This window comes from Olivibacter sp. LS-1 (genome assembly GCF_008245145.1).
Lineage (GTDB): Bacteria > Bacteroidota > Bacteroidia > Sphingobacteriales > Sphingobacteriaceae > Olivibacter > Olivibacter oleidegradans.
In genome coordinates, this window is sequence record NZ_CP041643.1 from 3,856,884 (window position 1) to 3,869,329 (window position 12,446).

General features: G+C 38.7%; 12 protein-coding genes. 2 read left to right on the forward strand and 10 right to left on the reverse strand.

Annotated features, from left to right (window positions below):
• Positions 1 to 3: 3 nt before the first annotated feature.
• From FKG96_RS15805 to FKG96_RS15815, 3 genes are read right to left on the reverse strand one after another with little or no spacing between them, the layout of a single operon-like run.
• Positions 4 to 1,200 carry a glycosyltransferase gene (locus FKG96_RS15805; RefSeq protein WP_130855963.1) on the reverse strand — a complete coding sequence of 399 codons (1,197 nt, stop codon included), beginning with the start codon at positions 1,198 to 1,200 and terminating at the stop codon, positions 4 to 6.
• Positions 1,201 to 1,221: 21 nt separating this feature from the next.
• Positions 1,222 to 2,421, reverse strand: coding sequence for a glycosyltransferase (locus tag FKG96_RS15810; RefSeq protein ID WP_130855962.1), 1,200 nt, complete (start codon positions 2,419 to 2,421; stop codon positions 1,222 to 1,224).
• A 46-nt stretch (positions 2,422 to 2,467) separates the two neighbouring features.
• Entirely contained in the window at positions 2,468 to 3,244 is a 777-nt protein-coding gene (locus tag FKG96_RS15815) for an alpha/beta fold hydrolase (protein WP_149105707.1), read from the reverse strand.
• Between the two features lie 174 nt (positions 3,245 to 3,418).
• Here FKG96_RS15815 and FKG96_RS15820 point away from each other — a divergent pair, with 174 nt between their 5' ends.
• Positions 3,419 to 3,793 (forward strand): YccF domain-containing protein, encoded by a 375-nt coding sequence (locus tag FKG96_RS15820; protein ID WP_013666967.1) that lies wholly within the window; start codon positions 3,419 to 3,421, stop codon positions 3,791 to 3,793.
• Between the two features lie 48 nt (positions 3,794 to 3,841).
• Here FKG96_RS15820 and FKG96_RS15825 read toward each other — a convergent pair whose 3' ends face one another.
• The 6 genes from FKG96_RS15825 to FKG96_RS15850 all read right to left on the reverse strand — a co-directional run bounded on the left by FKG96_RS15825 (position 3,842) and on the right by FKG96_RS15850 (position 9,222).
• Positions 3,842 to 4,354 carry a hypothetical protein gene (locus FKG96_RS15825; RefSeq protein WP_130855960.1) on the reverse strand — a complete coding sequence of 171 codons (513 nt, stop codon included), beginning with the start codon at positions 4,352 to 4,354 and terminating at the stop codon, positions 3,842 to 3,844.
• Between the two features lie 199 nt (positions 4,355 to 4,553).
• Positions 4,554 to 5,141, reverse strand: coding sequence for a DUF4202 domain-containing protein (locus tag FKG96_RS15830; protein ID WP_130855959.1), 588 nt, complete (start codon positions 5,139 to 5,141; stop codon positions 4,554 to 4,556).
• A gap of 149 nt (positions 5,142 to 5,290) precedes the next feature.
• Complete coding sequence (locus FKG96_RS15835; protein WP_083812314.1) at positions 5,291 to 6,154, reverse strand: DUF4249 domain-containing protein; 864 nt, start codon at positions 6,152 to 6,154, stop codon at positions 5,291 to 5,293.
• Positions 6,155 to 6,190: 36 nt separating this feature from the next.
• Positions 6,191 to 8,515: a TonB-dependent receptor gene (locus FKG96_RS15840; RefSeq protein ID WP_130855958.1), complete on the reverse strand. Its 2,325-nt coding sequence runs from the start codon at positions 8,513 to 8,515 to the stop codon at positions 6,191 to 6,193.
• Positions 8,516 to 8,568: 53 nt separating this feature from the next.
• Positions 8,569 to 8,871 (reverse strand): hypothetical protein, encoded by a 303-nt coding sequence (locus FKG96_RS15845; protein WP_013666972.1) that lies wholly within the window; start codon positions 8,869 to 8,871, stop codon positions 8,569 to 8,571.
• A 117-nt stretch (positions 8,872 to 8,988) separates the two neighbouring features.
• Entirely contained in the window at positions 8,989 to 9,222 is a 234-nt protein-coding gene (locus FKG96_RS15850) for a hypothetical protein (RefSeq protein ID WP_013666973.1), read from the reverse strand.
• A 478-nt stretch (positions 9,223 to 9,700) separates the two neighbouring features.
• Between FKG96_RS15850 and FKG96_RS15855 the strand changes: the two genes are divergently transcribed.
• The gene (locus tag FKG96_RS15855) at positions 9,701 to 9,889 is read left to right on the forward strand and encodes a hypothetical protein (RefSeq protein WP_013666975.1); all 189 of its coding nucleotides are present in this window, start codon (positions 9,701 to 9,703) and stop codon (positions 9,887 to 9,889) included.
• 18 nt (positions 9,890 to 9,907) lie between these two features.
• Here FKG96_RS15855 and FKG96_RS15860 read toward each other — a convergent pair whose 3' ends face one another.
• Entirely contained in the window at positions 9,908 to 12,253 is a 2,346-nt protein-coding gene (locus tag FKG96_RS15860) for a PAS domain S-box protein (RefSeq protein ID WP_130855957.1), read from the reverse strand.
• Positions 12,254 to 12,446 lie beyond the last annotated feature (193 nt).

Sequence of the window (12,446 nt, forward strand, 5' to 3'; positions counted from 1 at the left end):
TAGCTAACTATAAATCAAATCCTCCGCTTGAGCTGTTTGCTCTAATAAAATTACTGCGCTATCATTACTTCCCGCGGCGAGAAAAGTCTGTTTAACGTGGCCGGCCTGTTTTTTATAATCGGGTTGCTCGATGAGCTCCCATACTGCGTTCCGAAGATCTGCAATCCGCATGCGTTTGTAACGAATTTTTTTTCCGCAACCGGCTTTTTCAACGAGATCAGCAGTATGAAAATGATCATAGGCAATAGGCGTTATTAATAGGGGCAATTCGTTCAAAATAGCATCGTTAACGGTATTAAATCCTCCATGGCAAATAACCAAATCCATTTTTTTCATCACTTCGGATTGTGGAACAAAACCCTGAACAATAAAGTTTTCGGGCCAATCTTCTATGATCTCCGGTTTTGTCGCGGCAACGATGGTTAAAGGTTCATCTCTAAAAGCTTCAATGACTTTTAAAAAAAACTCCTTTCTAATATCTTCCAATAAAGTTCCCAAAGAAACGAAAACTTTAGGCCCCCTACTTTTTTCCAGTCGATCCCAGTCGAACGCAACTTTGTTTGGACGTCCTGCAACCGGGCCTACGAATCGCATATGGGGTTCGGGCTTTGTTATGGAAGCAAAGTATTGTGAGGTGAAAACAAGATTAAGTTTTCGGGAATGAAAAATTAATTCATTTCGCTCAACTCCGAGTTCTCTTTGCAAACTGAACATTAGATTTTGTTGCCATTCCCATATCTTTGGACTATTCATGGCATTTGCACCTAAATCTGGGGGTACCGGTGTTGTCGTAACATAGGGTATTCCATGTTGATAAGCACAAATACCACCGGCAAAGGTAATGCAATCACTTACGACGACATCTGGCTTAAATGTGCTTATTACATCATTCAAGCCCTGATACATAATCTTACAAAATGGAATGTAAGTATCTTCCAGCGCCAATTTCCAAGTTTCAACACCGGAAAGTAGCGGTCCTTGATCCTGCATTATTAAAATCCGCTCGATTTCTTCACCGTGCTTATCCCAATAAATTGCCGGAACAGTAAAAACCCCTCCTTCCGGAACTTGTTCTGCTTTTATATTGACCAGAGATACCCATCGCACTTCATGGCCTCTCTTTAAGAGGCTAGCCCCAACACTTAAGGTTGGGCTGACATGTCCAAAAAACGGGGGGACCACAAAAAGGAATTTCGACATAGCTGTTATTTAAATTGTAACCTAATCGGCTATTATGGAATTGTAAGCAAAGTCTTCCAGAAGCTGCGCAGCATACGAAACGCCACCGGCTAATTGAAATGAAGAGCAAAGCTTCTGTGCTTCTGTTTTAAAGCTAGGCTCTGTTAAAACACGTTCAAGTGCGTCTTTGAGATGTTCCGATTTGAATCGTTTATAATTAAGCCGCAAACCACTCCCTGTGGCAACCACCCTTCCGGCAACATAAGATTGGTCGTAAGCGATAGGCACTACAACCAGGGGAATCCCCTGCATAAGGGTCTCACAAACCGTATTGTGGCCTCCGTGGCAAACAACGGCGTCCATTAAGGGGAGTAGTGAAAGTTGGGGTACCTTTGGCGCCACAATAAAATTCGAAGGCCATTTGTCAAATAAAGCCGGATCGGAAACAACCACCACCGATATATCTCGATTGCCCAAGGCTTCGATAACCTTTGCAAAAAAATCTCGTTTAAAACTGTGATCAAATGTCGTTCCTATTGAAACTAATACTTTTCGCTGATGGTTCATGGCCTCCAGGGCTTTCCAATCAAAATTGAAATTCACTGGTCTGTCGAGAACTGAAAGGCCGACAAACCGATAGCCCTTCGCTAATTCCATATCACCGAAGAAATCACGCGATGTATAAATGATCGTTAGATCTTCTGAACAAGCTATGGATCGATTCAGGTTGAGTCCTAACTCTTGTTGAAGGGAAATAATCTGATTGTCTTCCCATTGTGAGATGCCCGGTAGGTCCTGTTGCATTTTAACGGCTGCAGGTGCGGTAACAGATGTGACATATTTGACATCCGATTGTATAGCAACTATCGCTGCACTGAAAAGTTGATGATCATTAACGATTAAATCCGGTTGATAAACCTTAACCCAATCGCGAATTCCATGATACATAAATCGATTAAGAGGAATAAGTACATCTTCGTACAAAAATTTCACGCTTTCTATGCCTGTTACGTTTTTTTCGGAAATTTTAGTTAAAAAAACATGCTGTTGCGCACGTTCTGCCTCGGAAGTATTGTATTTTAGTGGCAAAAACTCACCGCCTGGTGGCAACATGGCCTCAAGTTTCTCATCAACGCTCAACCAAGCCACTTTAAAGCCTTTTTCCAGCAACGCTTTACCTAAACTTAATGTCGGGTTTACATGCCCCATCAGGGGAGGTACAACAAATAGTATTTTTTTCATGGAGCTGTTTTTTTAGTCGACGCCCTATTTATTCATTCGTGTGCTACTATGCCAACACAGCTTGTTTGGATAGAAATCCAAGTAGTTTGTTCGCGATCAACTCAGGTGCCTGCATCGGTAAGTTATGATCTCCCGGTAAGGTTACGAATTCTGCGTTGACAATATGTTTTGCTAGAAACTTACCCGATTCAAGGCAATTAGACTGCTTGCCGTAGATTAGTAAAGTGTTTTGTGTTATACTACTTATTGGGACGCTTGAGAAATAAGCTATCTCCTTCTCCATATCATCCTTAATACTGGTATGATCAAATAAGTATTGATACATTCGATGATTTTTCTCGAGCTGGCGTTTTCCCATTTTGACTTTCGTCGTATCCGTAAAGTTTTGTATATAATGTTCAAGAAATTCTTTGCTATAGATATCGATAATATCCATCGTTTTCCGATCGCCTGGGTCGGGAGCTTCGATTACACCTAACCTATCAATCCTACTTGGATATTTTAAACAGGTATTTAATGCAACCAGGCCTCCGAAACTATATCCAACGAGATGTACCTTTTCAAGCATTAACGTATCCATGAGGTCGATTAAATCGTATGACATATCATCAAAACGGTATCCATGATCAACTCGGGAAGAGAGACCATGACTTTTTAAATCGTACATAATGACATGGAAATATTTGGCTAAAAGAGGCGCTATTCGAAAATAGTATACAGAAAGATTGCTGAACATACCATGTATTAATACGATTGTTTGAGGGGCATCTTTGTTCAGTTCCTGAATATGTATTTCTCTATTTTGAATCTGTATATGTGGCATCGGCTACAACTTTTAAATCTCGCTTTTTGCTAAAATACATGGTATATGATTTAATTGAGTACAAAGAGCCTAAAGCATTTTGTTCACTTTTTTGCTATCTTGAAAACAACTTCAATATGTAACAAATTGGAGTGAACATTATCTATAGAAATATAAAAATGACGAATTGGACTTATGAATCTTATCGGTAACTTAATTTGGCTTATTTGTGGAGGTTTTTTAGCGGCGCTAGGTTACTTAATCGGCGGGTTGGTGTTATGTGTGACCATTATAGGAATTCCTTTTGGCATCCAGTGTTTTAAATTAGCAGCTATTGTTTTATTTCCATTCGGGAAGCGCGTGGTTAACACGCCAACTTCGTCCGGCTGCTTAAATTTGGTTGCCAATTTGATTTGGATTCTATGCGGTGGCTTATATACGGCGCTCAATCATCTCTTTTGGGCAGTTTTGTTGGCTATTACCATTATAGGCCTCCCTTTTGCTAAACAACATCTTAAGCTTTTGGAAATTTCGCTAATCCCTTTCGGAAAAAAGGTGGTAGAAAATTAGTGAATGGCGTTTTACAAAGTCAGACGGTGAATGAACGATGTCATTGGATCATTTTTTTTCAATTACGTTATGGTCATCCGTTACCCCACGCAGCAACTGTTGTGCATAAGCCCTTAATTGGAAAATATGGTTATTTAAGCCATAGTAAAGAATAAAAATAACAAGTGCCCATGCAGCCAGAATACTTGTGATAGAAATGATCTGTATTCCGAATAAATAAAATATATAGAAGGCCAGAACTAATAAAAACAGAGCAATGGATGTTATTCCTTTTATAATAGTAGATTTACTGCATGGTTGTACATCGTAAATGATTTTTGTCCCGCTTTCCAAAGGATGCAGCTTAAAAGAAACTTCACCGGCTCCTCTAAAGCTTTCGTATAATGAAGGCTCGCGTTTTATCTGTATCCGGTCATCATAAACCTTCATGTAAGAATGTATCGCAATTTGCTGATTATCATAATTGGTTATACGAATGCTACATAGACGTTCTATGATATCTTTTTTTGATAATTCGGTGTATATCTCTTTCACCGGAAGAACCTTTTTCAATAGTTTCATGGTCGATTCACAAGATGCTAATATTCAAACCGAAGTTCAATATCATTGTATATACTAAGGTACGCATTTGTGATAATTTCACAATATTTATGTGAATATTTGTTTTATTTAGAGAAATATTGATGTAGGTTGTGCTGTGGAGCTTAGGAGTGCTCCAATATAGCTAACCGTTTTATGGGCGTAATGTTTTGAGGGTATATTAATGAATTAGTTTTAGCGCTTCTTTAATATATTCATGCCCATCGGGGGAATAAGGCAAGGAAAGCGCGAAGCTATGGCCGTGGGCATCCATTTTTAGCAGGGACTTTTTTAAGATATTTACAATTTTATCGCGATGCTTGGGATAGAATTCTTCGTACTGATAAGCAAGAAATACAAGGCAAAGCGCATTTTCCATTGTTTGGACAGCTGAATTTACCTTTATTTTCTTTTTAAGGATAATATTTTGGACTGCATTAATTTGATCGGTTGAGTAGCCGACCTCTTTTAGAATTTCGCTTGCTTTCTTTGCGTGATAAATAGCCAGTTCTTTCCGCCATTTTAAATAACCTTCTCTATCGGGTGCGTAGCTTTCACGTGGGATTTCCCAGCGACCGATATGCTGACACCTTGACGCAAGAAGCAGTGTCTCTTCTGCCTGAGGATCCAGCTTTTTTATCCAATCATGTAATTTGATTGCCAAGAAGTATTCTTGGGGGAAGGATTGCCCCTCCCAAATAATTCGGTTTGGATCTCTTTTATTATAAGCGTCAAATAAATCGAACGCTTGTTGCAGTTTGTCATTCATACACGATGTCGATAAGCTTTGGTAAAAATAACATATTGTATGAAATATAAGCAATTTTTTATCAGTATTAGTCGAGCTGGAAAACAATAGAGTACCTCCTTAACTTTTGTCTTCGACAATAAGGAGGTACTCATGTTTTTTTGATTCGCTTACGGAACGCTGATTTCTTTACTTTGTATGTTATGAGCGCTAAAGTATCCCAAGGCATTTCCTTGTATGTTGCTCACGGGGTTAGAAGGCGTGGCTGATTGGTTTTCTCCCGTTGCACTATTATCCAAACTAAAGAAATATTTGTAGACGGCTTGATCGATACCTAACATTTCTACCCGTACAAGATCGCCGCTTCTGATGCGTCTGTTTTCCGGATTGTCTTCATCTTCGCCCACATCTGCATATAACCTAATCGAATTTGCCTTCCCGTTAGACAACTCATCGTTTATAACAAAAATCTGTTTCTTTTTTACTCCATTTACATATAATAAAAAACGGTAGCTATTCACTACGTTGGCCGGGTCCTGAAAATCAATCGTTGGCAGTTTATAATTATCTCCGAATATCAGGTCATCAACAATATAAAGACTATCCATCTTAACCAATGCGGGCATGGTAGAACTTGAAGTAAATATTTCAGTACCAATCTGTACTCGTAAGTTATAGGTATGTCCTTCTAAGCCTCTCAAAGTAGGTGCAGTATAAGTTCCGACTTCGGTTTCCTGCAGCTCATGCGTTTCGGCCCCCTCACTAATAAAGACCTGCGCTCCTGTAACAGTTACTCTGCTATTATCGTCATTAAAATCTTTTGTCTTGCTTATCAATACTTTGCATCCCCCCTCTTGATCCGTTATAACCCCTTCTATTACATAGCGTTGATCAGCTCCTTTGAGTTCGATATCAATTTCTTTCTCGCAGGAAGAACTTAATAGAACGCCTACAGTTAAGCATATGATGCTAAACAACCTATTCCAATATTTCTTAAAGACTGTATAGGCTATAAAGTTTGAACGATCGTTCATTATAAGATGTATATTATTCAAATGCATGGTAATAATTTATTTAAACTTAAAATTGTATGAAACTGAGGGGATGAACTTAAAAAGAGCGATTTGATTAGCAACTGTTTTATTGGGATCATTCTTACTATCCATAAATTCAATGGTGTAAGCATTCTCTCTACCATAAGCGTTGTATAGGCTAAAGCTAAGTTCAGAACTCCATCTTTTTTTCTGCTTTAGCTGCATGGTTGCACCTAGGTCTAATCGATGGTAATTAGGCATGCGATAACTGTTACGTGCTGTGTAATAATAAACTGTGCGATCGTCAATTATGTATTTTCCGGCGGGGAAAGTAACAGCGTCACCGGTATAAAATACCCAGTTGGCTGATAATGTCCACTTCTTGTTTAGTTGGTACATGGCTACAATAGCTATATCATGTGTTCGATCTTGTCGGGCATTATACCATTCATTATTATTAATCCCATCGATTTTACGTTCTGTTTTTGATAACGTATAACTTATCCATCCCGTTAATCTGCCTGTACTCTTTTTTAATAACCATTCGATCCCATATGCCCTGCCTTTTCCATACAGCAGCTCGGTTTCAATAGCGTTGTTGCTATTGTAAACGTCGGCACCATCCCGATAATCGATTTGGTTTTGGAGTGTCTTATAATAAGATTCAACGCTAAGTTCGTAGCGATTGTCTGCAAGGTTTCTGTAATAACCTATTGAAAACTGATCTGATAATTCGGGCTTTATAATATTTGTACTTGCAATCCATTTATCTGTGGGGCTCGTGCTGGTACTATTAGAAATTAAATGGAGATATTGCGCATTGCGAACATAAGAAGCTTTAACTGAATTGGCACTGTTCCATTGATAACTGGCGGCGAGGCGAGGTTCAAGATTTACATACGTTTTTACAAAATCACCTTTGCCATAATGCGTGGTGTCTATAACTTTACCTTCACTGTTAACATTGTAGAAGTCCCCTTCGCCAAGTATACTAAAAGTACTTAACCTCAGACCGTAGGTTAGGTTAAACTTATCTGACACGCTCCAAGTATTACTTGCATAAATCCCATTTTCCCATGAATAGCGGTTCTGCATGCGTATATCATTAATCGATGACTCTTCATTTTTGCTTCTTACCTCACCTGGTTTGATATTATGGTATATGGAATTAAGTCCCATTCTTATACTATTGCGGTTATTAGGATACCATTGAAACTCTTGCTTAAAGTTATAATCGCGTATGTTTGATCGGATATCAAAATTATTAGTTCCACTGTTAATAGATATATTGTAATCGTAATTGCTGTATATCAATGATGTATTTGAAAAAAGTTTGCTGTTGAAAACATGATTCCAACGCATAGTTGCAGTTTTATTTCCCCAATCAAGTCCGAACAAGTCGCCAACACCAAGATGATCTTTTCCTAAATATCCTGAAAAGTAAATGCGATCTTTCTCGCCCAATTGATAATTCAATTTTGCATTTAAGTCATAGAAATACAGCGAGTTACTATTTATACTTGAATCGTTTGATAATTTTAGAAACATATCTGCATATGTTCTGCGTCCTGTTAAAAGAAAAGAAGATTTTCCGGTTTGTATGGGGCCTTCCACGTTCAGTTTAGCTGATATAAGTCCCACACCTCCACTTACATTGAAATCCTGATTATTTCCGTCGTTCATTTTGATATCCAGAACGGATGATAACCTTCCACCGTATTGCGCAGGCATACCTGACTTATAAACAGAGACATCTTTTATTGCATCTGAATTAAAAGTTGAAAAAAAGCCAAGTAAATGCGAAGCGTTATATACGTTAGCTTCGTCTAGCAGTACTAAATTTTGATCAGCGGCTCCTCCTCTCACGTACATCCCACTACTGCCGTCTCCTGCTGATTTAATACCTGGTAATAATTGCAGCACTTTGACAACATCCTTTTCGCCCATTAAAACGGGAACTTTTGCAATTTCATTGGGAGTGACTCTTTCTAGTCCCATCTGAGGGCTACTTAAGCTTCTACCCCTACTTGAAGATATCACAACTTCATCCAAGGTTTGGGCATCATCTATTAATTCTACATGCAGGGTGATATCCTTATTTACGATGATTTGCTGGCTATAAGGTGCAAACGACACATTGGAAATTGTCAGCTCGTATGTACCGGTCGGTACTGTGAGCGAATAAAAACCATATTCATTGGTCTGCGTTACATATCTACCCCCAGCACTTATTGTGGCACCAATAACAGTTTCTCCTTTACTGGCTGATTTAACAGTGCCGCTAACGGTAAACTTGTTTTGGGAAAAACATGGAAGAGCGAATAGCGCTCCAATAATAAAGAATAGAAAAGCTTTCATCATGCATCTTATTTTAATGCATGACAACATACTCTCTATACACCCCTATTCGTTCGCTAAAGTTTTGGATTTTTTTTAAATGGAATATTACCTTGTGAAGATAAAAAAGCATTTACCTCGTCTTTGTTATAGACAATTTTGCCTTTTTTTGTTCCATAATTGATGACGGCAGAAGTAACGTGGGAAGGATCGACCTGATTTCCGTATTTTTTTGGGTAATGCTCTTCGATACCTATCCACGGCTTATCCTTATGTATATAATATCTTATAACAATATAGTCGAAATTATCGCTTGATACCGGACCTTCTGAATCTTCAAAACCTAGTTTTAAAAGATCGTCACGATTTATAGTTGCCATTATTTCTAGATTAAATCTTACTGCCTATCTCCTTTTTCAGAATAAGGCAACTGTAAGGTAAACAATATACAGCAACTTTTGTTTCCCTGCAGGAGCGACTAGTCTTGTCTTTGCGATTTAGTTAAGGTTATCAAAATCCACTCTTCTTACCCAGTCGGGAGTGTAACTGTTTTCTTTACAAGGGATTTCGCTGATCAACTGCCCCGTCACTTCACAGTAGCCTAATCCATTTTTCTGACAATACAATGTCGCCGCTTCCATAGTCGGAGCTGTGATATAAGGCCCCAACCATTTTTTAAGTTCCCTGGTATGTGGATCTATTGCCGTGATTTCTGTTACCCATTTTTTCATATCTCCTATTGCGCCAGCTTTAAAATTTCACTCAACTATTATCACTATGGATACCGAACCTTAGCTTTTGACCATTTTTACGATGTATATTCATTTCATTCTTTGAAATAAATAGCAAACGCCACAAGTGATCCTAAAAATAACGTAGCACCGCATATGATTATTACCACGCTAAAGTCATTGTGTACAATGGCAATTGCGAAACGAAACAACATGGCGGCCGCAATAACTAGTGCGAATGCCACCCACATCTTATTCCTGCGTTGCATCATATATTAGAACGCCCAATAGCCTTGCCAAAAACTGATTCAATATGCCGGTGTCGGTGTTTAAATTGCGACGAAGGAAGAAATTATAATATTACATACACGAAATTCTTGATTTAGGACATGTTAAAAACCGTTCCATTTTTTTTCCATTCTATAAAAACACTAGGGCGTTTGGGCTGTTACCTTAATGTAGCAATAGCATAGAAGACATGACAGAAGACAAAGCAAATAGTTCGAAAACGAAGATGGAAACCGATTACGGAAAACATGAAGAAAATCCTGGGCCACCGAAAGCAGCACTTGAGGAAAAGGATGATAAAAAAGTAGGTTTTACGATCCATTGGGCGATCATTGTTGCAATAGTAGCGCTTGCTATTGCTTATTTTTTCTTTATGTAACTTAATTAAGGATTCTTTTCAACTTTTTCCTTTCTTATAAGGAAAGTGGATATGAATCTTTGTTCCGTTTCCTTTCGTTGACTTTATGTCAACAGTACCATTTAATAATTTGACTTTGTTTTGGATTGTGCCTAGGCCTATTCCGCGTTTTGGAGATACTTCTCGGAAACCCACGCCATTATCTTCAATAGAAATGGAGATTATGTCGCCATTAAGTGTTATTAAAATAGATGCTCGAGTAGCTCGCGCATGTTTAATAATATTGATGATGAGCTCTTGAACCATTCGATATACGGCTATTTCGATATGTTTGTCAAGCTTTCTATCCAGCCCCTGAAATTGGCAGTTAAAATCGATAGTCTTATTGAACTGCTCACATATATCTTCGATAGCGGCTTGCAAACCAAAGTCCTCTAAAATAGCAGGCATCAGCTCGTGTGATATCCTCCTGCTTTCTCTAATAGCTTCCGTTAACAGCCGTTCAGCTTGTTTTAGTGAGTTGAAATGAATTGCAGGATCATTTTCCAATTTAGGATTCAATTGCTCCAAGTTAAGCTTTACACTGTACAATAACTGTCCTAAACCGTTATGTAAGTTTTCGGCGATCCGCCGCCTCTCTTCCTCCTGAGCATTCAGCGTTGCCATAAAAATCTCCCGTTGCTGTTTCTTTTCCAGTTCATTTCGTTCCAGCCTTAATTGAAGGTTCTTCTTTTGTAAATATACCTGCTCGGTAATATCCAGCGAGATACCTATGATATGAGTTGGTCGGCCATCACTATCTCGTTTAAATACCGTTCTCCGTGTCTGAATCCAATGCAATCTGCCATAACCATCTACTAGTCGATATACAAGCTCTTTTATTTCGTCGTCCTTCGTTGTTTGCCTGAGCGCATCAATGTTATTATCAAATTTTGCGCGGTCGTCTGCGTAAATTATTCGATCGAAAAGCTCGGCGCCCATTTCTTTGATGTCGTTCAATGACCTATTGAGAAGTTTAGCTAGTTTATTGTTCCCATATACCATCTGCATCGAACGGATGTCAATTACATATACCATATCAGGTGCAGCTTCAGCGATACCTCGTAAAAGCGCATCGTCCTCCTTTATCTTTTCTTCAGCGATCTTCCGTTCGGTTATATCAAGATTAGTGGCCACCAAGCTATCGTCCATTTTAACAAACATACAAGAGAACCACTTATGAAAGCCATCGTATGTATATAGATATTCCATCTGCTCCGGCTTACCACTTTCGATTACACGGAGCATCATGTCAAAAATACCCACCTTTTTTATTCCGGGATATTCTTGTAAGTAAAGCTTCCCTTCCAAGTCTGAGCGCTTAGTTTCCCGTTCAAGTTCTTTACTGACGATCTTTATGCGGAAATCGGTTACGCGGCCGCTGTCATCGCGTATCGCCTCCAACACAGACATGCCAATTAAACTTGTGTCAAAAATGGATTGGAGTAACTGGTTGCTTTTTCTCAGATTAATTTCGGCTTCTTTTCTTTCGGTAATATCCAAGCCTTTTACCACTAAACCGTCATTTAGCTTAATTAGCGTCATATCATACCACCTCAGTGTTCCATTTATAGAAAGAGGTTGTTCAAATGTACTATCCTTGCCGGTTTCAACTATCCGTGAATAACGATCGAACAGATCGAGGTGATTAGCATACGACGATATGTTCGTGCCGGCAATATGCCCAAAAATTCGCTCCCCCAACTTATTTGAAAAGACGTATCGAAAGTCGACAATCATGCCCTCTTCATCTCGAATGGCCTGCAATACTTGCGTTATATTTTTTGAACTGTTCAATGTTGCCCGCAAAAGATCTTGACTTTCTTTTAAGGCTGCTGTCTGTTCCTTAACCTCTCGTTCTAATTGTAATGTAAATTCTTTTGTAAGTTTTTCTGCTCTTTTTCTTTCTGAAATGTCGTTAAATAATATAGCTACTTTATTGGTATCATGTTCCATCGGAAAGGCGTCCACTTCATACCAACCGCCGATAAGAAGCTCGGCTTGCGCTTCAAAATGTCGCGCTTTGCGGCTTTTCGCTATTTCCCCATAAATTTGAAACCAGTGCTCCTCATGTGATGGTTCTATTTCTTTCATTGTACGACCAACGGCGTTCTTAATGCCCGTTTGTCGTTCGAATGCTTTATTTACCTGTATAAACCGATAATCGATAGGGACTTCCCGGTCGTTCCAGATTAGCTCTATAATACAGAAGCCTTGATTAATATTGTCGAGAAGGAAAAAATACTTCTCTTCTGTGAGTTGTTTTTGTTGAGTCAACAAGGCAAGATTATGCTCATCGTGATCGATTCTATAATTATTTTTATGGTGGTTGTCGCCGGGTTTCATGTTTTTTTGACAGGATCTATGTTCGCAATAAGAACGTTATAGTATCTGTTTTGTTTAACACATACAATAACTAAATCTGTCTTCCGTTGAATTTGCTTCGTATCATTATGACTTGATTATCTTAAAAGAAAAAAATTATAGCATACCGGAGAATCTTTACTCATGAGACTTTTAGGAATAATAGTTGGACTAA